15 protein-coding genes are annotated in these 25,580 nt (G+C 59.0%); 8 read left to right on the top strand and 7 right to left on the bottom strand.

Features of this window, described 5'->3' with window-relative positions:
- The first annotated feature begins 3 nt into the window (after window positions 1-3).
- The 3 genes from PY254_RS01445 to PY254_RS01435 are packed head-to-tail and all read left to right on the top strand — an operon-like array spanning window position 4 to window position 3,611.
- Window positions 4-1,032, top strand: coding sequence for a pectate lyase (locus tag PY254_RS01445; protein WP_281013712.1), 1,029 nt, complete (start codon window positions 4-6; stop codon window positions 1,030-1,032).
- Between the two features lie 4 nt (window positions 1,033-1,036).
- Window positions 1,037-2,353 carry a putative O-glycosylation ligase, exosortase A system-associated gene (locus PY254_RS01440; protein ID WP_281013711.1) on the top strand — a complete coding sequence of 439 codons (1,317 nt, stop codon included), beginning with the start codon at window positions 1,037-1,039 and terminating at the stop codon, window positions 2,351-2,353.
- A gap of 4 nt (window positions 2,354-2,357) precedes the next feature.
- Window positions 2,358-3,611 (top strand): glycosyltransferase family protein, encoded by a 1,254-nt coding sequence (locus PY254_RS01435; RefSeq protein ID WP_281013710.1) that lies wholly within the window; start codon window positions 2,358-2,360, stop codon window positions 3,609-3,611.
- A 205-nt stretch (window positions 3,612-3,816) separates the two neighbouring features.
- Here the strand turns inward: PY254_RS01435 and PY254_RS01430 are convergent, their stop codons facing one another.
- From PY254_RS01430 to PY254_RS01400, 7 genes are all read right to left on the bottom strand, one after another.
- Window positions 3,817-5,556 carry an asparagine synthetase B family protein gene (locus PY254_RS01430; protein ID WP_281013709.1) on the bottom strand — a complete coding sequence of 580 codons (1,740 nt, stop codon included), beginning with the start codon at window positions 5,554-5,556 and terminating at the stop codon, window positions 3,817-3,819.
- A gap of 275 nt (window positions 5,557-5,831) precedes the next feature.
- Window positions 5,832-6,026: a hypothetical protein gene (locus PY254_RS01425; RefSeq protein ID WP_281013708.1), complete on the bottom strand. Its 195-nt coding sequence runs from the start codon at window positions 6,024-6,026 to the stop codon at window positions 5,832-5,834.
- The gene (locus tag PY254_RS01420; protein WP_281013707.1) at window positions 6,023-6,712 is read right to left on the bottom strand and encodes a phosphatidylserine decarboxylase; all 690 of its coding nucleotides are present in this window, start codon (window positions 6,710-6,712) and stop codon (window positions 6,023-6,025) included. The genes PY254_RS01425 and PY254_RS01420 overlap by 4 nt, the downstream gene beginning before the upstream one ends.
- Before the next feature lie 32 nt (window positions 6,713-6,744).
- Window positions 6,745-8,115, bottom strand: a complete 1,371-nt coding sequence (locus PY254_RS01415) for an asparagine synthetase B family protein (RefSeq protein WP_281013706.1) — start codon at window positions 8,113-8,115, stop codon at window positions 6,745-6,747.
- Window positions 8,116-8,353: 238 nt separating this feature from the next.
- Window positions 8,354-9,760 (bottom strand): lipopolysaccharide biosynthesis protein, encoded by a 1,407-nt coding sequence (locus tag PY254_RS01410; protein ID WP_281013705.1) that lies wholly within the window; start codon window positions 9,758-9,760, stop codon window positions 8,354-8,356.
- A 402-nt stretch (window positions 9,761-10,162) separates the two neighbouring features.
- Window positions 10,163-12,463 carry a hypothetical protein gene (locus tag PY254_RS01405; RefSeq protein WP_281013704.1) on the bottom strand — a complete coding sequence of 767 codons (2,301 nt, stop codon included), beginning with the start codon at window positions 12,461-12,463 and terminating at the stop codon, window positions 10,163-10,165.
- A 487-nt stretch (window positions 12,464-12,950) separates the two neighbouring features.
- Window positions 12,951-15,770, bottom strand: a complete 2,820-nt coding sequence (locus tag PY254_RS01400; RefSeq protein WP_281013703.1) for a hypothetical protein — start codon at window positions 15,768-15,770, stop codon at window positions 12,951-12,953.
- Window positions 15,771-16,931: 1,161 nt separating this feature from the next.
- Here PY254_RS01400 and PY254_RS01395 point away from each other — a divergent pair.
- The 5 genes from PY254_RS01395 (at window position 16,932) to prsT (ending at window position 25,497) form a co-directional block, all read left to right on the top strand.
- A complete protein-coding gene (locus PY254_RS01395) occupies window positions 16,932-17,747 on the top strand; it encodes a PEP-CTERM sorting domain-containing protein (RefSeq protein WP_281013702.1) in 816 nt (271 codons plus the stop codon).
- A gap of 195 nt (window positions 17,748-17,942) precedes the next feature.
- The gene (gene wecB, locus PY254_RS01390) at window positions 17,943-19,124 is read left to right on the top strand and encodes a non-hydrolyzing UDP-N-acetylglucosamine 2-epimerase (RefSeq protein WP_281013701.1); all 1,182 of its coding nucleotides are present in this window, start codon (window positions 17,943-17,945) and stop codon (window positions 19,122-19,124) included.
- Between the two features lie 80 nt (window positions 19,125-19,204).
- A complete protein-coding gene (gene prsK / locus PY254_RS01385; RefSeq protein WP_281013700.1) occupies window positions 19,205-21,286 on the top strand; it encodes an XrtA/PEP-CTERM system histidine kinase PrsK in 2,082 nt (693 codons plus the stop codon).
- Entirely contained in the window at window positions 21,283-22,647 is a 1,365-nt protein-coding gene (gene prsR, locus PY254_RS01380) for a PEP-CTERM-box response regulator transcription factor (RefSeq protein ID WP_281013699.1), read from the top strand. Before prsK ends, prsR begins: the two co-directional genes overlap by 4 nt.
- 36 nt (window positions 22,648-22,683) lie before the next feature.
- Window positions 22,684-25,497, top strand: coding sequence for an XrtA/PEP-CTERM system TPR-repeat protein PrsT (gene prsT, locus PY254_RS01375; RefSeq protein WP_281013698.1), 2,814 nt, complete (start codon window positions 22,684-22,686; stop codon window positions 25,495-25,497).
- The last annotated feature ends 83 nt before the right edge of the window (window positions 25,498-25,580 follow it).

The raw sequence follows: 25,580 nt of genomic DNA, 5'->3' as shown, positions 1-25,580 counted from the left end.
TGGTTGGCGCGCGCACAGGATGCCAGTGGTTGCGGCGGGGTCAGTGCTGCCTACGATGCAACGAAACGGCAATGGACCGGCGCCTATCCGGAGACCACGGGATACATCATCCCGACGTTTTTCCGTTACGCCGATTTCTCGGGCGACGATGAGTATCGTCAACGGGCCATCCGCATGACTGCATGGGAATCCGACATCCAGCTAGCCGACGGTGGCGTACGCGCCGGCACCATGGATGCGACTCAGGTGGTGCCGACTATATTCAACACCGGCCAGGTATTGTTTGGCTGGCTGGCGGCGTGGAAGCAAACGGGAGACATACGTTTTCGCGACTCTGCCACGCGCGCCGCCGATTGGCTGGTGGCGGCACAAGATCCGGACGGGGCCTGGCGGCGTTTCGCTTCGCCGTTCGCGTCCCACGCTCTCAATACCTACAACACCCGTGTGGCCTTCGCACTGGCCAAAGCCGGAAGCGATCTGCACGAGCCGCGCTATCTCGAAGCAGCCGTGCGCAATGTGCAGTGGGCGCTCACCCAGGTGCACGCGAATGGCTGGCTGGAAAACAACGATCTGGAAGATAACAAACGCCCGCTCACGCATACCATCGCCTACGCGACGCGCGGGATACTCGAGGTTGGTTTGATCGCCAACCAAAGCAGTTTCGTGGAAGTGGCGACGCGCATGGCCCGCGCGGTAGCACAAAGCCAGCGCAATGATGGCGCCCTACCTGGCCGGCTCGATTCCGACTGGCGCGCGGCAGCCCGTTGGACCTGCGTGACCGGCAATGCGCAGATGGCCATCATTTGGCAGCGTCTGGCTGCTGAAACCGGTGACACCAGTTGGAGGCCAGCGGCAGAAAATGCTATTCGCTTCAACCTGTCGATCCAGGACCTGTCCGCTGCCGACGCGGGAGCACGAGGCGGCATGCCTGGTTCGTATCCGCACTCGGGTGGCTACATGAAAAATCGCTATCCCAATTGGGCGGCCAAATTCTTCATGGACGCGCTGATGCTGCAACTGGAAGCGAGCTAGCGCAATGCGCGACATCCTCCTGGCCCTGTTCATTTTCGGGATGCTTCCGTACGTTCTGGTACGTCCATACGTCGGCCTTCTCATATGGTCGTGGCTGGGCTATATGAATCCGAATCGACTGTGCTACGGCTTCGCCATCAGCTTTCCGTGGGTACAACTGGTTGCCCTCGTTACGCTTCTAAGTTTCCTGTTGAGCAAGGAAAGCAAAAAAATTCCGTGGTCCACCACAAGCGTACTGTTGGTGACGTTCCTCTTTTGGACCACTCTGACAACGGCATTTGCCGTAGTGCCCGGTTCGGCTTGGGATGCGTGGCTGGAATTCGCGAAAATTCTGGTGATGGTGTTTGTGACGCTGGCATTGGTCACCACTCGCGAGCGTATGCACGGGCTCGTATGGATCATGGTGGTCTCACTGGGGTACTACGGTTTCAGGGGCGGCCTGTTCACGATCCTCGGTGGCGGGGCCGACCATGTGGTTGGCCCGCCCGGAAGTTTCATTACTGACAACAACGCCCTCGCACTTGCGCTATGCATGACGCTGCCGCTAATGCGTTACCTGCAACTGCATTCGTCACGGAAGTTCGTTCGCCTCGGCTTGACTGCGGGAATGCTGTTCACCGGCATCGCGGTATTGGGCACCTATTCCCGTGGCGGGCTGATAGCGCTGGCCATCGTCTCGGCGGCCTTGTTCCTGAAGAGCCGTGGTCGCCTTGCGGTCATCGTGATCGCTGTCGCTATCGGGTTCGTCGCCTATCACTTCATGCCGCCGGAATGGACGGCGCGTATGGGTACATTGCAAAATGCCAGCCAGACGGATTCCGGTGAGTCGCGAATACAGTCGTGGAAGTTCGCTGCAAACGTGGCCATCCATCATCCCCTGTTGGGTGGTGGTTTCAACGACTATGAAAGCACATCACTCTGGGAAGCCTTCGCCCCGGAAGGCGCCAAGCAACGCGCCATACACAGCATCTACTTTCGGGTGTTGAGTGAGCAGGGCTTTCCGGGACTGATTCTGTTCCTTGCTCTCTTCGTTACGAGTTGGCGCGGTTGCAACCGTATCCGAAAGAAAACGCGCAATTCGCCGGAGCAAAGATGGGCGTTCGATCTGGCGTCCATGTTGCAAGTGGCGTTGGTGGCGTACCTCGCGGCAGGCGCGTTTCTGCCAATGACCTACTTCGACCTTACCTATCAGCTCATGGCTCTTTGCGTGCTTCTTGAGTATTACGGACTGCAGAAGGCGAGTCCGCTTGCCGAAGAAAGCCACTACGGTGACGGCTTGCCTGCGCGACCGAACCCAATGCAAAACGCGCTGCCGGAGTGAAGCCGTGAACAAGGTGTTGATGATCGCGTTCCACTTTCCTCCCGTCGCGATGGGTAGCGGACATTTGCGGACCTTGGGCTTCGTACGCTACCTGCCGCCGCTGGGTTGGGAACCGATAGTCTTGTCGGCAAACGCCATGGCGTTCCCGCGTACCGATGTGGAAAACAACAAGCTGATTCCTGAAGGTTGCCAAGTGCACCGTGCATTTGCACTGGATGCGAGCCGGCACATGGCTATCGCTGGGAAGTATCCGGGGGTTCTGGCTCAGCCGGATCGTTGGAGTTCCTGGTGGCCCGCAGCCGTGGCACAAGGTCTGCACCTGATCCGCAAACACCAGATCAGCGCCATCTGGTCTACGTATCCCATCATGACTTCGCATTGCATTGCCCATACCTTGAGCAGCATGACGAAGTTGCCATGGATTGCAGACTTCAGGGACCCCGTGGCAAGTTCGGTGTCGGCGGCGAATCGCTTCGCCGTTGCTTCACAACACCGTTGGGAAGGTCGGGTACTTCGCCGAGCAGCACGCACTGTTTTCACAACGCCCGGCGCGCTGAACAACTACGCCGCGCGCTATCCAGAACCGTATCGCGAGGGGCGGCTGTCGGTGATCGAGAACGGCTACGACGAGGCCGCCTTTACAGGGCTGCCGCCGGCGCCTTCCATTCCGAGTGGCAGACCCCTGGTGCTGTTGCACAGTGGTCTGTTGTACCCGGATGGCCGCAATCCATTCCCGTTCTTTGCCGCCATAGCGAACCTGAAAGCAGCAGGAACCGCGTCTACGGATAATCTAAGAATTGTCCTGCGGGCGAGCGGCTCCGAAGCGGTCTATGAACAAGAAATACGCCGTCTGGGTCTGGAAGATATCGTGGTGTTGGCGCCACCGATCTCAAGCAGCGAAGCGTTGATCGAACAAGCGAAGGCCGATGCACTGCTGTTATTCCAGGGACCAAAGTTCGATCGACAGATTCCTGCCAAGCTCTACGAATACCTGCGCATAGCTCGGCCCATTTTTGCATTGGTCGGGGAGCAGGGTGATACGGCCGCGGTACTGCGCGAGTCTGGCGGCGCAACCCTGGTTTCACCCGACGACGTGGCCGACATCAGTAGAAATCTGGCCGCGTTCCTTCATGACATCCGCGAAGGAGCGGCTCCGAAAGCCAGCCAGGACTTTGTGGCGCAACGTTCCCGGCAAGCTGGAGCATCGTTGCTGGCGAATCTACTAGATCAAATCGCTGACCAAACTCCCCGGCCATAGATCTCGCTGCGTCGCCATGGTGATGCGCACCCAGAATGGCCGAGTGTGCAATTCAGGACTGAAGAACGTTTTGACCGGCGAATATATTAGTCACCACTCATCGGCAAGTTCCAACTAGAAAGCAAACGACATGATCGCCGATGAACCCGCGAGTCGCAGTCGCAGCTCAAACTGGGTTGAGCTGGACAAAAAAAGAAGACGGTAACTATTCGGGTAAGGCGTGGTTACTTCCTCGACTCGCGTAAGTTCCAAGCATAGGCACCAATGTTCCCTTGTGGACCCATTGCCAAGTTTTCCAATGAAATAGCAGCTTCCATGCGAGGTAGTTGTCTGCACTTACTGTTTTCATCTGCTCTCGTGCTCCTGGATTGAGCCACTTGTCATCTTCTTCAAAAAGATTTGCGCCGAGGAATGCGGAGTACTCGGGCTGACGCTCCCGACTTCCAATGAAGAGACGCGGGTGGCGTGCGCGGTAACCCAAATATTCTGCCCGGGCACGCTCGCGATAATACGAGGGGCTGAACCTGACGCCTTTCACCAGTTCCCCTCCACTGACGAACGGAATTGCTAGCATGCGTTTGTCCAGTCTTCCAAGCATCCCTTTGTAAAACTGGGCGTTTTGCCGCTCTTTGAATGGAATTGTCGCCGCATGTGCCATCAGGTCCTTCGACAGTCCCGGCGTAAAGGCCTTTGTCCTGTTCGAAAACACCTTCATCGGATTCATACCCGTACGGTTGCGGCTGCGGTGCTCAACGATGAACTGCAGCACTCCCGCCATGTCTTGCGGTACTCGCGAGATTTCATTGTGCAGATCGTCCGAGAATCCCCCGAGCATCGCCTCTATTGCGTCGGGCTTGAACAGAGTTTTCGCTGCGCGCCAGACCGCACTCGTTGGGTCCCGAACTTCGCGTAACTTATAGCTGTCGAAGCCACCTTCCTCCTGGTGCGGGGTGTTGAACGCGAACGCAGGAACCAGGCCCTCCCAGACAGCTGTCGCATCAATTTGCGGGGCGACCTTTGCTATGAACAAATCCATACTGGGGTAGCCGGCGTCGCTGGCTTGCAAGTGTTCGAGATATGCACGCGATGAAAAAAAATCTGCTGCCGGGTGCGCTTTTCTAAACGGAACGCCGGCAAGCATCGCCACTGCCTCGGCGAGCCGACCGTCGGCGTCAGCGTACTCATCCTCGTGGGCGACGATCAAGGCATCCACTGGAATGTTTGCGCGCCGAAGCAGGAACAACAGCAGGCGCGAGTCGAATCCGCCGCTGAGCAAGACCGTTCCTGAGTTGCCGAAAGCGGCATACGCGCGCATGTCCTGTTCTAGCGACCCCAGGAAGTCATAGTTGCGCCACGCATCGGAGGGGGTCGGCCACTGCCAATAACGACGAATTTCCAATCGACGCGTTGAGTAGTCGTAAGTAAGGATGCTTGCTGGCGGGACGTGTCGCAGGCCACTCATAAGAGTGCGCTCGCCGATTGGATGACCCATCGAGATGAATGCGCCCCACGCGGCCAAGTCTGGGTCACCAGCTATCGCCTTGGTCTCGGTTGTCAGCGTTAACTCACCATCTGCATAACGCACGTAGAGTGGCTGCATGCCCAAGCAATCGGTGGCGACGACCAAAACCTGCTGCTGAGCGTCCCAGAAAACACCTGTAAATGCGCCGTCATACTGTGGGAACAGGCGAGCCGCGCTTTCTGCGTCGACGATGTCCCGAATCGCGGGGCCATGGATTGGCAAGCCAGTGAAGAAGCAGACGTTTCCTTCCAGCGGCAGCGCAGCACCCAAGCATCCGATTGTGGCGGAAGGCAACTCTCTCTGGCTGACAGACAGATTGCGCAAGTTTTGCCGGGCCAGCATCGTGCCGACTTGAAGCGCAGAACCAGCGCCGATGTGAATGGCGAGTTTCTTCGCTATGTGGGTAGCCGGAACGACGTTCATACGACCTCTTTTTGTAAGGAGCGTCGCCTGGAAGAGGCTTCCTCTGACGCTGATACTAGTGCTCGAAGGAGTGGGCTAAATCGTTTCGACAAAAAGCTACTTTACAATCAGTTCTGCGCTTCAATCCATGCAACCTTCGCGACCCTTAGTTCGAAAGCTTTGCCCTAGGAAGCCGCGAATAGAGAAGGCTCGATTGCCGCTGACGGATACAGAAGCTTGGCGGATTGCTCGAAAGTAATACCCTGTCATGTGCCAAAGCACGCGGGGCATGGTAATCAGACATTCAAGATCAGAACCAACGCGGTAACGCCAGCTGCCCATACCAACGCCGTGATCGCAAGCAGCTTGCGGGACGACATGGAAACCAGTCGCCACGCAACATCGGCTGCAAGCAGGCACAGTATCGAAAACACGACGATGCCGAAGAATAACCAACCAAAGTGTCCAGCAGACCAGAAAAAAGTGGTCATGGCGTCGCTCCTGCAGTCACCAGGGTTTCTCCCGCGCACACACGCTGACCAACGACAGCACATACCGGAAGCGCTTCCGGCATCTCCAGCACCACCGTGCTTCCGAGCAGTATTCGTCCAAGCCGTTGTCCACGTTCGATCATGCTGCCTTCCTCGGGCCAGACTTCTATTCGTCGGGCCGCAATGCTGGTAATCAATCGGACGGCAAGACGTCCAAATTCCTCAGTGTCAATCACGATGCGCGTTTGTACCGGGCAGTGTTTTTCACGCAGGAAGGAAAAATCCCTTCCCTCACCATCCATGAGCTGGTCGCCGCTCGGCTCGACCGTAACGACCCTCCCCGCGGCAGGGCTGCGCTGCACGTGCATATCCCAGAAGGTCAACGCGATGACCAGGTATCGGACGCCATCTCGCACCTCCGCACTGGTGATCAAGCCGTCAGCTGGCGCAACGAGACCGGCCTCGGGTGGTGGCACGCGATGTGGGTCCCGATTGAAGAACCCAAGAAATCCCGGATGAAAGCGGCCGTTTTGCAACCATCCGCGGATCTGACGCTCTGGCCAACGCAGCTTTGGCGACAGGAAACGGCGTAGCCAGGGGGCGGGGTAGGGAAAGCGGGTTGCCCACATGCCGATGAGTATTGACAGGAGCAGGAGCACCACCAATTGCACAGCAAGCGTTGTCATAATTTTATTACCGAGCCGGAGCTATCGATGTATCAGGAAATGGTTGTTGGGCCAGAGCCGCTATGGTGCTTGTCGATCATGGATTCGAGCTGATCCAGATAGATGACAAGCGGTGAAATCCACGGGTTGATCCGACCACCGGATAGAACGCCCGCCAGCATTTTTGCCCTCGGGCGAAGGTTCTTCATCAGTCGTGAAGGCCTCTTCAGCAGGAATCGTTGGGCGGACTCGTTCAACAAGCGTGCTCGAACCCCGCTATCGTCTCTGGCAGGCGCATCCTTGTCGACGTAGGGAATATGCGCAAATTTGGGGTAAGCGCGAGCAATCGTGTCATCGTGGAACGAGTGTCCCATCAGCATGTCTGTCGGTAGCGTTGTGAGGAAGTCGAACAGGTCGTGATCCAGAAAGGGTGAATAGACCCGGGGTATTCCTGCAAGCAAGCTATACGGAGTAAGCGCGATCATTCGACGTGTGCGGTTCCAGAAGATGAAAGACGCTACGGGATTGGGGCAGTCCAGATGTCTTTCCAGTTCCACCGCAAGCCTCCTCGTGGCGACCTCATGCATGGCAGCCATCTTCAGCTCGCCCTTGAGCAGGCTCTGCAGTCCTCCAAAGCTCGAAGCACCCTGTGCGAACAACATGTCGCAAATAGGCTTGACCCGCCCGGAGCGGAATACCGCATCCAGGTCCGGTCTCAGGAATTTGCTCTGGGAAAGCACGTCGCCTGCGATGCCGTCATAGGCGCAATCGAACTGTCCATTCAAAGCGTCTGAAAGAGCGAGGTACCAGCCGTGGGCTGCCGCGCAAAAGTGGGTTTCACTGTTCTTGCGCAGCTCTGCTGACAACAGCGACAGTTGCTGGTTGACCACGGTGTACTTGAAACCGAGCTCCCGGCACAGGGCTGCGGCCACCTTCGGGTCTTCATTGGGATCAGGCGGATTGTCCAGGGCTGATACGCACAGGCTCGGTTCGAGTCCACTCCGGTGCAGTTCCAGCAGTATGTGGCGCGAGTCCCTGCCGCCACTGATGGGAACAACCGACGCGCCGGCACCTGGCGCGCGCCTTGCCATGGATTGCGCGAACAATTCGATATACCGGTCGATGGCATCGTCGCGCGAAAGCGTTGTCGTTTGGATCACTGAAGGGTATTGGCCACGGCACTCCAGCCTTCCGTTCGTCCACTCGAACAGGGCATTCGGCGGCACCGTCTTGATCGCCGAAAACGGTGTGTCCTCGCCAACGAAGCAGCCAAGCCTGAAGAAGACAGCCAACGCTTCGACGTCAAGGTTGGTAGGCGCGCCTTGTTCGATCAGGGTAGTGAGCGAAGGTGATACGCATACTCCTCCGCCCGGAGGACTGAACCAAAACAGGGGATAGAAGCCATAGCGGTCGTTGTTGACCACAAGTCGTGTTCCATCCCAGTGCCAGCACGCAAATACTCCGTCCGCCGTCGAGTGGGACATTGAAGATATTTGGTGACCAAATTCCGCACTCGCCTGGCCGCGTACTTCAACCGCTTCACCGCGCTTTTGTACAAGGATGTACGTTGGGTTAGCGGGATCGTGGCGATACGCTCGCTCGACGGTCACGGAATATCTGTCCGGTAAAACGGTCGCACAGCCTTATAGGCATACATAACGATCACCTTTTGGTCAGCGCAATGATTTCGCGGCAGTCTTTGCGGTGGAACAACCACATGTATGCACAGTAGACCACCGCGCCGGTCGCGACCAGAAACGCCAGTCCTATGGCTGGGCTGGCTAGATGATCAACAATCGTGTGGCGGGCGAGAATGACCATGATGTACATGACAGCACTAGCGGCTGCCGGCGCTGCCATGGTTTTGAAGTAATCACGGTTGTTCAAACTTAACGGACGCAACGAAAAACGCAGTCGGATCAACGTGACAATGGGGAACATGACTACCCACGCCATGGAGACGCCGACCAAGCCATCAAGATAGGCACCGATTAAGAATGCCGGCGGCATCAGAATCAAGGCAATGAGGTGGTTCAGCGTACCGACTTGCGGCTTCCCGATAGCTGACAACGGTGAGCCACTGTGACCGGCGAGTCGCAACGGCATGACCAGACTCAAGAGCTGCAAGGGGATCACCGCGCGCTCCCAGCGCGCGCCCAACACGACGGAAACCAGTTCCGGGGCAATGCTTGAAAGACCCCAGAATATGGGAAAGCCAAAGAAATTGAGAAGCCTGAGTACCTTCAGGTAATGAAAGCGTATCGCGGCCATGTCGTGCTGGATGGAGGAATACGCGGCAAGCCCGACTTGATTGAGAGTCTCCCCGATCTTTTGCAGGGGCAGCGACGCCAACTGCATGGCGATGGAGTAGAAGCCAAGAATCTCCTTGCCCAACACTTTTCCAATGATGAAAACGTCCGACTGCGAATACACATACCAAATGAAACCACTGGCCGTGATGAAGCCACCGAAATTCAGCATTTCTGCCATGCCAGCACGAGAAAACCTCGGTCGACACCAATGTCGAGCTGCCAGGCTTAGCGCGACGGGACGTATCAGAGACCCTGCGAGGCTGCCATATACGAGCGCCCAAACCCCTGCGCCTGCCAGTGCAAAACCAAGCGTTGTGATGCCGTTGACGAGAGTGATGGCAAGGGTGGCAAGCGACTTCTGCTTGAAACGCATGCTGCGACTGAGCATGGCATCCTGCACAACACCGATGGATGCCAGTGGAAACTGGATGCCAAGCACACGCACGATATTGGTGAGGCGTGGATCATCAAAGAAAGCCGCAAGCAGCGGGGCCATGGCAAACAGCAGCACGTAGATGCCGGTATTGGCGATGATCAGAAACCCGAATGCCTGCTCGACCTGACGTTCAGTCAAGTCGCGCTTCTGGACCATGGCCGAATACAGGCCCAGTTCCTGGAACAGCGCCGCAAAACCGATCAATACTTCGGCGATCGCCATCAAGCCATAGTCGGACGGCTTGAGGATGCGGATTACGACCAGTGTTATTGCCCATGCGATGAACTGGCCGGCGAAGCGTACACCGGCCAGCCACTTCATCGAATGAAGGACGTCATTACGTAGAGTCATTCGAAATAAGTCCAACTTGGCACGTGGGTGTGTCTGACTGGATATCCGAGATGGATTTCCGCCCTGTGCAGACAGCCAAAACGTCAGGCTGCGCATCCTATCTTTGGCGGGAACCCGAGCTCAAATCACAAGTTGGGAATTTTGACATGCATCGGCTACCGCGTCGATTTTATGGAGATGGCTTGCAGGGCATGCCAGGGAGCGGTGGGCGGACCTGACTATGGCAGGGTCAAGTGTCTCAATTCAATGCATTCATCGCCGCGCTCTGCAAGGCGGGGCTGCACCTTGACCGAGCCTACCGAATCGCGACAAGTCACATTAGATGTCTTGTTTTAAGTGAAGTGCGCTGAAGGTGACCAGGCAGTTGCGACGTCAAGGTTGCACTGAGCGAGGGAGCAGCGCGAAGTTGGGATAGTTGTTGTAGGCATCACTACCCAAGGGCTTGACGCTGCGGGAATCAAACAGCGCCCAAGCCGCGTGTGCGTTTGGTAACCCGCTATCGGCGGCGGTGGCAACGCCGATCTGGAAATTCGCCGGAAATCCCGTGTTGGAATAAGCATAGCCGGACATTTCACCGGACTTTGCTGGCCTCTTCCGCAACTTCTCAAGCTCTCCCAGCATGGGTGGCGAGTTGCAGGTGAGGCCGGAAAGCGTTGGAAAGGATGCGGCATAAACTGCGCTGTACGACGGCAACCAGTTGCCTCCAGCGTCTTTGACCTGGATGTTGTAGGAGGATGCCTGTAGCCAGCAGTAGCCACCGCTAGTGTGCTGCCAGTCGGTCATCAACCCAACCTCGAACTGCGCTAACCAGTTGCGGAATGTTTCCGCGCCGGTGAAGCCGAGTTCAGCGGCATGCCCAACCGACCAGGTGAGGAAGTTGTGTTGCCAGGGCGCCATGCCGTTGCTGCTGCCGCCGTGCACGCCATACACGGCGCCACCTTTCATCAGTCCTAGTGGATTGGCGTTCGGATTATCGGTGTATTTCGTATTCCAGTCGGCGAGTGAGTTCTCGACCTCAGCCACAAATTCCGGCTGCAAAGGATGGCTGTCTGGAAGCAGATAGGCTGCATCAGCTATTTCCCGCAGCACCCAGGCTTTCCCGCGGACTTGGCCGTGTGCGCCATCGATCAAGCCCTTCGAAAAGCCTCGATACGCCTCATTGGACCAGAGCGCGTTGTATGACGCGTCGAAGGCAAGCTCCGACATGTAGTAATAGTCACCGGTCACCATGTAGGGCACATACGCACCCGATGGTTGGTGTGCGTCGTCCCATACATTGGGATTTCCTGTGCCATACCACGCGGTGGAGCATTTGCTGACCACGGCGTTGTTGACGCAGTTCTGCAAGGTATCCGCCTTGTACGCCGCACTCTCTGGCCCACTTTGTCCCGCGATCTGATGGGCTCCAGACCAATTCATCACGGTGACATACGGATGCTTCTGAATGCTGACCGGCCACCCCGTTTTCTCGTCGCGGTAGTGACTGCTGTAGCTGCCCAGTGCATCCGTATTGGCCAGCATCCAGTGGTAGGCGCGAGTGTCAGGATAGACGATGTAGACGCTGGTCCAGCGCGGCAACGGACCGATCGAAGCCTGTGCGCCGGTGTTGGCCATGGCTTTGGTCTGGTCGCAGTGGTCTAGCGGTGCGCAGGTTTGCCGCAATGTCGCGAGAAACTTTTCATCGGGCGTCAGTGACATGTAGCGGGATACGGCCTTGCTCGCCTGGATGTACTGCGTGTCCTGCTGCAGATAGACCTGTGGCTGCTCGTTGTTCCACCACAGCTGCTTGTGCCAGCGCGTGTAGGCGTATTGCGTGAGCGCCGGGCTGGTGTAGTTCGCACTTCCCGAGGTCAATGTGGCGGTGTACTGCGGTTGCGCTTGGGGCGCAAACGCCGACGTGTTCTCGACAATGATGTCCGTGCGCACATTGCCCACGGTGCCTGGCGTGGTACCCGCATAGGCACGTATCGCGAAGTAGACCCGCAGGGCCGGGTTGGGCGCTCCGTCAGCGCCAGTCGCTACGCCGTTCACCACCCACTCGCTGGCCAGAGGCCCGGAAAGCCACAGGTTGCACTGGTTGTTCCACGGTTTGCACGGATGTGTCTTGCTGGCTGTCTGCAGTAGAGAGCGTGCGTCCGATGTGTAGCTTGTGCCACCGATGTTGAAGGCAACCTTGGCGTTGTAACTTGTTGCGAGCAGTTGCGCCAAGGCGACCGGCTCAGCATGTTCAGTCACTGCCGGTGCGGCCTGGGCGGAAAGCGTCAAAGGCAATCTGGCTTTGCCTGTTAGTGATGGAACCCTCGCCGTCAGTACCGCGTGACGCAAACTTCCATCAGGATTCTTCGCTTTGGCATCCACTTGCAATGCCACCGCTTGGCCATTGACGGTGGCGGCTAGAGTCATGCCCCGTGGCACGTCACCAGCCCTGAACACCTGGCCGAAGGTGACCGAGACATTGCTTTGTGCTTGCGATGTCTGACTCACCACGTTGTTCGTCACGACTGTCGTTGAGCAGGCCTGCGCCGCAGCCAGAAGCAACGCGCCGCAAGCGCCGGTAATGAATGCCTTTCTGTTCATCGTATCCATTTCAGCTCGCCGCTCCCAGCTCTTGTGAACTGCTTCGATATCAGCTTGCCTGATGGTGTGGTTACGCCAACGCGGCCATTGAAACATGCTGCCAATGAGACGTTGCAGCTGTTTTGTCGAAAGCTTGTTGTCGCCCAGCCGGGGGCGCGCGCAACGGTTCCAGACGAAAACTCTCGCAGCTTCGCGGTAGCTTCACAAGTTACGGTCGATCGCCTGCACGCGGGCGCGAGGTTGTTCAGCGGATCGAGACGGGGAAACAGGGGTTTCAGGTGCGAAGTCCTGCCTGAGAGGAGGATGCCGGGAGCAAGCGGTATCACCACATCGGCTAACGCGAGCCGGGTGGCTGCAACCTGGCAGCGTGGCTCACTACACTGAATTGGTCATTGCCAGACTCCGTGTGGTTGCCGACGGCAAACGCAAAGTGCGCCCTCGAAAGGGCGCACTTTGGAAAATTTGAACCCGCCTGCAAGAGTTAAAGCTATTTGGCTGACGTTGCAGGTAAAGGCTCAGATGGCAGCAAACGGTTTGGGTGGTGCCTGGGATTTACCCCAATGAATTTCCTCTTGGGGCGTGGTCAAACTCCTGCCGGCAAGACGGTGACGCTGGTGTGCCCCGTGCGGCCGGCATTGTCGTTGTTGATGATGGTGGTGCCAGCTGCACGAGCGACGAACGTAGTGGTGTAACTGGTTGGTGTGCTGACGACCTTGCTATCGAAACCGTACAAGCGGTAGCCAGAGACTGGTTTAGTGCTGCCATCGCTGTAATTGAGCAGCCCTGTCACGGTGAACGTATCGCCAACATGGATCACTTGCTTGCTGATCGTGATGGTCTGTCCAATCAAGCTGGGTGGAACGGCCGGGAGGCTCGCAGCTGCCACGACTGTGATAGTCAGATGCCCAGTAACGCCGCCATTGTCGTTGCTGATGGTGGTGGTGCCAACGGCGTGCGCGACGAATGTGGTGCTGTAGCTATTTGCAGAACTCACGATCCCCGTGTTGTATCCATACATGCGATACGCACTGACTGGTTTGGTTGTTCCGTCAGGATAATTGAGCGCTCCGGCGACAGTGAACGTGTCACCAACAACGATCACCTTCTCGCTGGCGGTGAGCGTTTGCACGAGGCCGCTTGGCGTGGTGGATGGTGGCGGGGTGGTCGGCTGGGCCGGAGGTGTGGGTGGAGTGAATGTGGGTGGTGTCGGATTTGGGGCAGGAGGTGTATCAGCGCTGGCGGAGGTTGCGAAACGCGGTATCACAGCAAAGTTGGGGAAGTTGTTATAAGAGCCAGCTCCGGACGGCTTTACGCTGCGCGAATCAAACAGGGTCCACGCGGCGTGCGCGTCTGGCAACTCACTATCGGCTGCGGTCGCGACGCCAATTTGAAAATTGGCAGGGAATCCGGTGTTTTCGGCCGGGTACCCGGTCATTTCGTTGGACTGCAGGGTCCTGCCGGTCAAGCTGCCGAGTGCCGCCACCATGGCCGGCGAGTTGCAGGTCAGGGCTTTGAGGGTTGGATAAGTTGCAGCATAGGCCGCGGTATACGAAGGCAGCCAGTTACCGGAGGAGTCTTTGACCTGGATGTTGTAAGCCGAGGCATCCAGCCAGCAATAACCACCGTTGTTGTGCTGCCAGTCGGTCATCAGCCCTATCTCGAACTTTGCCAGCCAGTTGCGAAACTCCGGCGCACCGGTGAAGCCCAGTTCGGCTGCATGCCCGACCGACCAGGTCAGGAAGTTGTGCTGCCAGGGTGCCATGCCGTTGGAGTGGCCGCCGTTCATGCTGTAAACGGTGCCACCGGTCATCACACCAAGCGGATTGGCGTTCGGATTGCCGGTGTATTTCGTATTCCAGTCGGCGAGGGAGTTCTCGACGTTAGTAGTGAACTCCCTTTGCAAGGGGTGGCTATCGGGCAACAGCCATGCGGCATCGGCCATCTCACGCAGCACCCAGGCCTTGCCCCGTACTTGACCATGGGGTCCGTCGATCAGGCCTTGGGAAAATCCGCGATAGGTTTCGTTCGACCAGAGTTCGTTGTGTGACGCACCAAAAGCGAGCTCCGACATGTAGTAGTAATCGCCCGTGACCATGTAGGGAACATACGCTGCCGCTGGTTGGTGCGCGTCGTCCCACACGTTGGGATTTCCCGTTCCGTACGAACCCGCCAGGCAGCTGCTGATCACGGCGTTGTTGAAGCAGTTTTGCAATAGATCCGCTTTGTAGGCCGCGCCCTTCGTACTCTTTTCGGCCGATGCCTGATTCGCCCATGACCAGTCGGCAACGGTGACGTAAGGATGTTTCTGGATACTGACTGGCAAGCCAGTCGTCTGGTCGCGATAGTGGATGCTGTATGCGCCCAGCGCGTCGGTATTGGCCAGCATCCAGTTGTAAGCACGAACATCGGGGTGGACGATATAGACACTGGTCCAGCGTGGCAGCGGACCTATCGACGCCTGCGCGCCGGTGTTCGCCATGGTTTTGGTCTGATCGCAGTTGTCCAGCGGTGCACAGGACTGCCGCAGTCCGGCGAGGAATGATTCGTCAGGCGTCAACGGCATGTAGCGCGACACGGCCTTGCTTGCCTGGATGTACTGCGTGTCCTGCTGCAGATAGACCTGCGGCTGGACGTTGTTCCACCACAGCTGCTTGTGCCAGCGCGTGTAGGCATATTGGGTGAGTGCGGGGCTGGTGTAGCTGGCGCTGCCGGAGGTCAGGGTGGCGGTGTATTGCGGCTGGGCCTGCGGTGCAAAGGCCGAGGTGTTCTCCACAATGATGTCGGTGCGCACGTCACCCACGCTACCGGGCGAAGTGCCGGCATAGGCACGTACGGAAAAGTAGATACGCAGGTTGGGATTGGGCGTGCCATCGGCGGCGGTCACCAGACCGTTCACGACCCACTCGCTGGCCAGTGGGCCGGATAGCCACAAGTTGCACTGCGTATTCCACGACGCGCATGCATTGGCGCTGGCGGCTGTTTGCAATAGCTTGCGTGCGCTGGCGGTGTACGGTTGGCCGTTGACGGTTAGTGCAACTTGGGCGTCGTAGTTGGTGGCGAGCAGTTGCGACAGCGCGATGGATGCGCTCTGCCGGGCAGGGCTGGCTGTCGAAGCAAGCGTCAGCGCTTGCGATGCGCTTCCCTGCAGCGACGGAACGATTGCCGTCAGCACCGCGTGGCGCAGGCTACCGTCCGGGTTGGTTGCTTTGCTATCGACTTGCAGGGTGACCGGCTGGCCGTTGATGCTGGCGGTCAGCGTGGTGCCGGCAGGCACGTCACCCGCCTTGAACACCTGGCCAAAGGTGACCGGTACGTTGTTCTGCGCCTGCGAGGCCTGGCTGACGACGTTGTTCGTCACCACCGTCGCTGCGTAAAGCGATGGTGCGCCGATGAGCAAGGCCAACGCGACGGATGCGCTCATCAATGTTTTGGTGGCCCGCAGGTGCCGATATCCGCGCGCTGGTAGTTGTGATTGTAGATTTGTCTTCATTGCCGTGTTCTCTGATTCCGCATCGATGGGGTGGCTGGAAGCGCATCCGATGCGAAGTCCGGCTAACTGGCTGCAACTGTTCGTGACCCGTGCTGGATCACATGACTTTGTTCGAGGTGTATCGGTGCGATGTCGGAGCGGCGTTGGCGCCGGCTGTCTCCGTTGTCACCGTGGATGCAAGGTACCCTTGACATTCATGCCGGCGATGTGCTGCTCGTCACAAGGCGGTACTGGATGGTTCGGAAATGTGATGCAGGTCCGTCCACGAAGCCGATCGGGGCTGAGCGGCTATCCGCAGCAGGGGCGCGTTGCTGGCTCAAGCCGGAATTGCCCTGCCCGTGAGTCTTCGACGCTTGCTTCGTCAAGACCGCCGAGCTGCTGGTTCGGGGCGCTGCGCGTCTGGTTCGTGTTGACGATGGCGGGCCTGCACGCCGCGATGCTTGCCATATCGACGGTGTTTCGGCGAAGAGATTTCCGCTAAATACCGATACGTTGTGGAGCGTTTACTGCCTGGCGGCGACGCTGCCCAGTCCGTGCCCTGCGTGCTTATGTCATGCGCCACGTGCAGCGAAGAAGCTTCGCCTGGCTGATGACCCGGCTGTTTCTGCGTGTCCTTGGTAACGCGCCTTCCGGTGAAAAGGCCGGCGGACGAATGGAGCTGGGCATGCACACTTATGGCGCTCTTGCGTGGCCACCTTCTACTGCCTGCCCGCCAGGTTGCATCCCGCTTGCAGATAACGCCTGCCGATCAGGCTGGTCAGGGCGTGCCCAATGGACGCCGTGATTCCGTTGCACTTCCTGTGGGAGGCATTCATGCACCGGGAACGGAGACCCGCTTGCCAGGCTCGTGGTGGGTATCAGGCGGTACGCACAAGGCAGGGGGAAGGAAGCGCTGCAAATTGAACAGACCTGACCTTGAATCACCGTCGATATTTTTTACACACCCGGCCATGATCGGGGGATGTCGGAAGATAATATCGCTGTAAAACAATAAGTTGAATGTATGGCACGAGCATTGCTTTAGGGCTTTGGCAATCCATATGTTTGCATCACTTTTTTTACAGGTGTCATGTCATGAAGACCATCAAATATCTCGGACTCGCAGGGCTGGCTGCTGCAAGTCTGTTCGCGTCCCAAGCTTTTGCCTCGATGTGCCCGATGGGGTTCCACGGCCAGCCCACTTGCATCGCCACGACCAACGCTTATGGCGAGGCGACGTTGGAACAGTCGCTCGGTGCCGCGGGCACCCATGGCAGCATTTTTTCCGCGGGCAACGGCATCAACCCGTATACGCAGCAGCTGAATCCGTCGAGCTACTGGAGTGTTGGTGGCACCGGCGGCAGCGAAAACACGGTCATGCTGACCCTGACGGGCAACGCGTCGACCCTGCAGTACGGCATTTTTGACCCGACTGACGTCAACAACAAGCTCATGCTGTTCAATGGTGGTGCGGCTGGTTACACCACGTCGCTGAAAACCAATGGCGCCGGTGGCTTTGCTGCAACGTATTACGCGTCCTCGAACCCGCTGGACCCGTCAAGCGGCCACGCCGTAGCCACCTTCAACAGCGGCAATCTTTTCGGTTACTACCTGCAGGTTGGAAACACCTTTTATTACTCCGACAAATCGCTGAACAGCAACGGCACCCCGCGTGTCGTGACCTACGCAGGCGACGGATCGAACAAGATCGCGCTGACCCATGGCTGGTTCACTCCGGGCGAATACCTGCAGGCGTGGGAAGACGGTACCGACTTCGACTACAACGACTTTGTGGTCATGGTGGAGTCTGTTCACCCCGTACCGGAGCCGGGCGCGTTGGGCATGTTTGGCGCGGGCGCCTTGCTGATCGGCCTGTTCGCCGGGCTGCGTCGCCGCCGCGAAAATGCCTGAATCAGGTAGCGGTTGCGAACTTGCAACCTGCAAACGCTGCACGAATATGAATTGGCCCGCCCTTGTGGCGGGCCAATTTTTTCTCTGTCTTGCCTGGGCTCCATGAACATCCGACCACAGCTTCCGGATGGCTTCGCCTGCAGCTTCCGGCGATGGCAAAAAAGCCTGCCGCAGACAAGCTGACTGTTACACTGAATGCGATTTGAAACTGAAGGGAGATGCTTCGTCATGCAGCGGCTAAGGATTGATTTGATTGCGGCCGCGCGGCCCAATTTCATGAAGGTTGCGCCGCTCTTTCATGAGTTGCACGCGCAACCGTGGTGCGAAGTGCGCCTGCTGCATACCGGCCAGCACTACGATCACAACATGTCCAAGGCCTTCTTTGACGATCTGGGTTTGCCGTCGCCCGATCTGCACCTTGGTGTGGGCAGCGGCAGCCACGCCGTGCAGACGGCGAACGTGATGCTTGCCTATGAAACGGCCTGTCTCGCGGAGCGGCCGGATCTGATCGTGGTGGTCGGTGACGTCAATGCCACCGTTGCCTGCGCCCTGGTGGGTACCAAGTTGCATATACCGGTGGCACATCTTGAGGCTGGTTTGCGCAGCCGCGACCGGCGTATGCCCGAGGAGATCAACCGCCTGGTGACCGATGCGATCGCCGACATTCTGTGGACGCCCTCGCCCGACGCCGACGAGAATCTCACCGCTGAGGGTGTGGCGCCGGAGAAGTTCACGCGGGTTGGCAACATCATGATCGACTCCTACGAGTTGATGCGCGAGCGCATCGAGGCCAGCGGCGAGCGCCAGCGGCTTGGATTGAAGAATCACGAATACGCGGTGGTGACCTTGCATCGGCCGTCGAATGTCGATGAGCGCGAGCCACTCACCGCGCTGGTCAATCAATTGACCGACATGGCGAGCAGGCTACCGCTGGTATTCCCGGTGCACCCACGCACGCGCAAGAATCTTGAAGCCTTTGGGCTATGGGCAAGCCTGTCGAAGGCGCCCGGCGTGCAGCTGGTCGAGCCACTCGGCTACGTGGATTTCATGAACCTGGTTTGTGGAGCGCGTTTGACCATCACGGATTCTGGTGGCGTCCAGGAAGAGACCACCTATCTGGGCATACCCTGCCTGACCTTGCGCACCACCACTGAGCGACCGATCACCATTACCGAAGGCACCAACCAACTGGTGACGGTCAGCACGCTGGGGTCGGCCGTGGACCAGATTCTTGCAGGTCACGAAGCACATGGCCGCAAGCCCGAGCTTTGGGATGGTCATACCGCATCGCGCGTGGCAGCCGACATACGTCGCCGCCTGTGCGTTGAGCCACCGCTGGCTGCCGAAGCGGTGGTCGAGTCCGGCGCCGCCGTGTGATGGCTGCCGGCAACGCCCGAATCCTTGGGGCGTTGCCGGTTGAATGCAGGCAGCAGGCTGCGCGACAGGGGCGACAAACCATGCACGTCATCGTCATTGCCAGTTACTTGATCGCCGCAGCCGCGTTTCTGGTGGGATCGGTCTTGCTCGGCGTCAGCTGGCGCGGCCAGCGCACCGGCGCCCTGCTGGTTGTGGCCGCCCTGGCCATGACTGCTTGGGGTGTGTTTCTGGCCTACGCAGAATGGCAGCGCACGGTGGCGATCAGCTGGGTCATGCTGGCCGAGGTTCTGCGTTACGGCGCCTGGTTGGTATTTTTGAGCGCTTTGTTCGGCGCATCGCCGATGGCCGGTTTGCTGCGCGGTTTGCGTATTACTGCACACGTATTGTGGGTTGCACTCGCGCTTTACTGTGTGTTGCCGGGGACGAGCCTGGCGCGCTCGGCGGCGCTGCCGTTCACTATCAGTTTGCCGCTGGTTGGCATGTTGGTACTGGCGCTGATTGGCGTGGTGTTTCTTGAGCAGATTTACCGAAATATCAGCCCGGAACGCCGCTGGGCGATGAAGTTTCTGGTCATCGCCCTTGGCGTGATGTTCGCTTATGACATTTTTTTGTATTCCTACGCGGTGCTGTATCAGCGCTTCAATCTGAGCGCCTGGGCAGCTCGCGGCTTCATCGTTGCCACGTTGGTACCGCTGTTACTGGTGGCGGCGGCGCGCAACCCGGTGTGGTCGCTGGAGGTCGCGGTGTCTCGGCGCGTGGTGTTCTATTCCACCAGCCTGTTGGTGGTCGCGTTCTACATCATTGCCACGGCGATGGGCGGGTATTACGTACGCCTGTACGGCGGCGATTGGGGGCGCGTGGCGGAGATTACGCTGGCCTGCTTCGCACTGCTGTCGGTGTTGTTGATCGCGTCTTCCGGACAGGCGCGCTCGCGTCTGCGCGTGTTCCTGCACAAGAATTTCTTCAGCTTTCGCTATGACTATCGCGAGGAATGGCTGCGTCTGACCACCACGCTGTCGGCCAGCGATACCGAATTGCCGCTGCGTGCGGTTCGCGCGCTGGCGCAGATTCTGGACAGCCCGGCGGGTGCGTTGCTGATCTGCGATGACGAGGGTCAGCTTGTGCCGGAGGCCCGCTGGAACATGCCGGTACCCGCCGACTTGAAGCTTTCCACCGAACTGCCGGCGCTCGAGTTCATGCGTGAGCGCCAGTGGATCTACAACCTGGATGATGCACCGCCCCTGGGTGAGGCGAAGCTGCGTGCACCAGCCGAGCTGCAGGCGTTGCCACGTGTCTGGCTGCTGGTTCCGCTGGTGCAGGAGCAGCGGCTGGTTGGCCTGGTGGTGCTGGCGCAGGCGCGCGCCAAACGAAGCTTCGATTGGGAGGACATCGACCTGGTGCGGGCGGCTGGTAGTCAAGTGAGCGGCACGCTGGCGCAGGCCATGAATGCGCGCAGCCTCGCCGAGGCGCGTCAATTCGAGGGCTTCAATCGACTTACTGCCTTTTTGATGCACGATCTGAAGAATGTTGCCGCCCAGCAATCGCTGCTGCTGCAGAACGCCGAACGGCACAAGCGCAACCCGGCGTTCGTCGACGACATGCTCACCACGGTGGCAAATGCGGTAGGTCGCATTTCACGACTGCTTGAGCAGTTGCGCGGAGGCGTGACGCCTGCCACGCTGGCTCGCGTGCAGCTGGATGTGGTGATCGACAAGGCGCTTGCCGAATGTCAGGCGCAGTTGCCGCGGCCGACGTATGAGCCCGCGCAGGAAAGGCTCTGGGTGCAGGCGGACCCGGAACAGTTCGCCACGGTGCTGGGACATGTACTGCGTAACGCTCAGGACGCGGCGCAAGCCCACGGCCATGTGACGTTGACGCTGAAACGTGTGGCGGGGGATGCAGCGATCGAGATTGAGGACGATGGGGCAGGTATGGACGAGGAATTCATCCGCGATCGGCTGTTCAAGCCATTTTTCTCCACCAAGGAGAGCAAGGGTATGGGTGTCGGTGCGTATCAGGCGCGCGAATACGTGCGTTCGCTGGGCGGCGCGGTGAGCGTGGCAAGCGTGCCAGGTCAGGGCACGGTGTTCACTATTCGCTTGCCGCTGGCTGACCGTGATGAAAATTCGCTGCGGCCAGGCCCGCTGGCGGCAACTTCATGAGTACGCCACAGGGCTATTTGTTGATCGTCGAAGACGACACCGGCCTGCAAACCCAGTTGCGCTGGAGCTTCGAGGACTACAACGTTGTCTTTGCCAGTGACCGGGCGTCGGCACTGGACCTGATGCTTCGTCACCAGCCGGCCGTGGTGCTGCAGGATCTTGGGTTGCCGCCCGATCCGAGTGGAACCAGCGAAGGGTTCGCCACGCTGGCGGAAATTCTGCAACAGGCGCCACACACCAAGGTCATTGTGGTCACCGGCAACGGCGACCGCGACAATGCGGTCAAGTCGATCGGCTGCGGTGCGTTCGACTTTTGCTCCAAGCCACTGGATCTGGAAGTGCTGCGCCTGCTGGTGAGTCGGGCCTTTCGGATGCACCAACTGGAGGCCGAGAACCGCGCGCTCAAAACCCAGTCGAGTACCCTGCTGGAGGGGATCATCGGCAGCAGTGAAGTCATGGCGACTGCGTGTCGACTGGTAGAAAAAGTCGGCCCCTCGAACGCTACCGTCATGCTGCTCGGGGAGACCGGTACCGGCAAGGAGTTGTTCGCACGCGCCTTGCATCGACTGAGTTCGCGGCGCGATGGTCCGTTCGTGGCGATCAACTGCGCGGCGATTCCCGAGCCGTTGCTGGAAGCCGAATTGTTCGGCTACGAAAAAGGTGCCTACACCGGCGCCCACAAGCAGACCAAGGGCAAGATCGAGCTGGCCGTCAATGGAACCTTGTTGCTCGACGAGATTGGCGACATGCCGCCGGCGCTTCAGGCCAAGCTTTTGCGTTTTCTGCAGGAGCGGGTGATTGAGCGGATCGGCGGGCGCGAGTCGATCCCGGTGGATATCCGGATCATTTGCGCCACTCACCACGACTTGCGCGCGCTGATCCAGCAAGGGCGCTTCCGCGAGGATCTGTTCTACCGCGTCAGTGAAGTCAGCATCCGCTTGCCGCCGCTGCGGGACCGCGTCGGTGACGCGGCGCTGCTTGCTCGCCATTTCCTGGCGCAGGCAGCCACTCGCCATGGCCGCACGATTCGTGGCTTTTCCGCCAAGGCACTCAAGGCGATTGAAGCGCATCCCTGGCCTGGCAATGTGCGCGAGCTGGAAAATGCGGTGAACGGCGCGGTCATCATGGCTGATACCCATCAAATCGGGCTGGCCGAGTTGCACCTGGCGACGGCCGGTGGCGAAGAATTTCAGACATTGCGCCAAGCGCGGGTTGACGCCGAAAAGCAGGCCATTCAGCACGCCATGACCAGGGCGGGCGGTAACCTCTCGCGCGTCGCGGAATTGCTCGGTATCACCCGGCCGACGCTTTACGATCTGCTGGAAAAGTACGGTTTGAAGAAGACGGCAGACGCCGATTGATTCCACGTGTTTCGATGTGCCACAGGGGTTGAGAGAATGCGCAAAATCAAGTTGAACACCCAGGCCATCCATCAGGGCTTGCTGGTCTTTTGCGTGAGCCTGATGTTGAGTGCTTGCGGCCTGGCGGGTCGGGAAGGCGGGCTGGCTGCAGGTGCCAAGGCTCAGGCCGAAGGAAAGTACCGCGCTGCCTACATCGAAGCCAAGAAAGTCCTGCAGCAAGACAACAAGAACGGTGCGGCGTGGCTGCTGCTGGGTCGCGCTTCACTGATGCTTGGCGATGTGAAGGACGCCTTGAACGATCTGCAGAATGCCAAAGCCAATGGCGTTCCGGAAACCCAATGGGCGGTGCCCATGGGACAGGCGTTGCTGGTGACCCAGCAATACGACCAGTTGCTCAAGACGCTGTTGCCTGAACCTCTGACTGACACCGGGGTCAAGACGGATGTGCTGCGACTGCGGGGCGATGCCTACCGTGGCTTGAAGCAGTTCGATCAGGCCGAGCAGTCTTACAAGGCGGCGCTGGCACTTGCTCCGAAGGACTCCGAAACGCTGTTGGGGCTAGCCAAGCTGGCCACCATTGCCGGTGACCCGGCCGCTGCGGACAACTATGTGCAGCAGGCCTTGGCCGCATCACCCGAAAGCCCCCAGGTCTGGGTACTGAAAGGTGACCTCGCCTTTGACGCCCATCAACTTGCGGCTGCCGAAGCGGACTATCAGAAAGCACTGGCCTTCAAAAAAGCGGACTGGTTGCCGCAGGAACATTTCTACGCGCTGACGCGTCTGGCCAATGCCCAGGCGCAGCAAGACAAACTTGACGCAGCACTAGGCAACATCCAGACACTGGAAAAGATGTCGCCTGGACAGCCTTATCCGCACTACCTGCATGCGGTGGTTCTGTACAAGCAGGGGCATCTGGATGATGCCATTTCACAATTGCAGCAGGTACTCAAGGGTGCGCCCAATAACGACCAGGCGCAGATGCTCATGGGCGCGGTGAACTACGCGCAGGGCAACTATGGTCAGGCCGAGATGTACCTCAGCAATATCATTGGCCTGAAGCCAGACAATCTCGAAGCGCGCCGCTTGCTGGCGCTCACCTTCTATCGCGAAGGGCGTTCGAGCCAGGCCGTGAGCATGTTGCGGCCTGCCGTGCAGGGCACACCATCCGATGCCGATCTGCTCACCATGTTGAAAAGTGCGGCGGCCGAAGGTATCGCTTCTTCCTCAGCCAAGGTGCCTGCGGTCGCTGCCAACGCACCCGCTGACGAAGCCTTTGCACACGTCGATCAAGCCATCGCGTCCGGGGACGGGGCAGCCGCATTGCGTCTGCTGCAGGCGATTCCAGCAGGTGATCCTGCCATTGAGGCGCGGCGCAACAGCTTGCAGGTCATGGCGTATGTGCGCTCGAAACGCACGGACGAGGCGGTCAAGGCCGCGGCCAACTATGTTTCCGCGCATCCGCAGGACAGTGCAGCGCATCTGGTTTATGGAACCGCACTGGTCGCGGCGAACGAGCACGCCAAGGCGCGTGTCCAGTATGACGAAGCTTACAAACTGGACCCGAAGAACATCGCCGCGCTTCTGAGTCTGGGCAGCCTCGATTCGCTGGAACGCAACTACAAGGATGCTGCCGGTCGTTACGACAGCGTCTTGAAGCAGGACCCCGCCAACGAAACCGCCATGACGGCGCAGGCACGGCTCGCCATGTTGCAAGGCGACAAGGCGGCTGCAATCAAGTGGTTCAACCAGGCCATCGGTGCAGCACCAAAGTCCCCGGCGGCGTACATCGGGCTGGTGATGCTGTACAGCGGAACGGGTCAATTCGACGAGGCGGTGAGTGTCGCCAAGCGACTGGTGGATGTCGAACCTGACAACCCGGCCGCGCAGAATGCGCTAGGTGCGGCGGAACTCAATGCCGGCCATTCCAGCGAAGCACTTAAGCCACTGCAACTGGCCGTGAAGCTCGCTCCGCAGGCGCCGATGTATCGCATCAACCTAGCGCGTGCACAGCTTCTGGGCAAGAACACCAAGGAGGCCGAAGACAATCTAGAGCAGGTTATCAAGGCAGATCCCGGCCAGGTTCAGGCGGTGAACTTGCTGGCCTTCGTGAAGTTGCAGAACAAGGATATGCCCGGTGCGCTCTCGCTGGCGCGCGCGCTGCAAGGGCAGCCTGCCACCAAGGCTGCAGGTTTCATGCTCGAAGGAGATCTGTATACGGCAAACCAGTCCCATCATGAAGCAGTCAATGCCTACCAGCAGGGTTTGAAGATTGCATATGAGCGACCACTGGTACTCAAGGTGTTTCAGGCGATGAGTGCGGATGGCTCCAGCGAGCCGCAAACGGTCCTGCGCGACTGGTTGGCCAAGCATCCGGATGATGCTGGCACGCGGGCGCTGCTGGCTGAGTACTACCTGACCCACAAGCAGAACGCGCTGGCGGTGACGGAATACGAGCGTGTCGTCAAGGACCATCCTTCCGACGTGGGTGCACTCAACAACCTGGCGTGGGCCTATACCGCGCAAGGCAATCCCAAGGCGCTGGAGTTAGCCGAACGCGCGTATAAACTGGCGCCGACCTCGCCCAGCGTGCAAGACACCTATGCGTGGGCGCTGGTTGCCGGCAATCAGGTCGGGAAGGCGTTGCCCCTTCTCGTTCAGGCAGCCAAGGCGGCGCCCAAAGAGCCGTCGATTCACTATCACCTGGCCGTGGCTCAGGCGCGCACGGGTGACAAAGCGGGCGCGCGAACGACGCTCGAGGTACTGCAAAAATCCGGCGCCGATTTCGAAGGCAAGGCGGCAGCAGAAAAGCTGTACCGCGAGCTGGGCGGCGCCGGTGGATCAGCCAAGTAGCATCAGTCTTGAGCGTCCTCACATCGTGGTGGTCCCGTCTCCACGCGGGATCACCACGATGTTGTCCGCAACGTTGTCGCCCT

This window comes from Rhodanobacter sp. AS-Z3 (genome assembly GCF_029224025.1).
GTDB lineage: Bacteria > Pseudomonadota > Gammaproteobacteria > Xanthomonadales > Rhodanobacteraceae > Rhodanobacter.
Note: the sequence above shows the minus strand (reverse complement) of the source record. Positions and strands in the feature narration are given on the sequence as shown.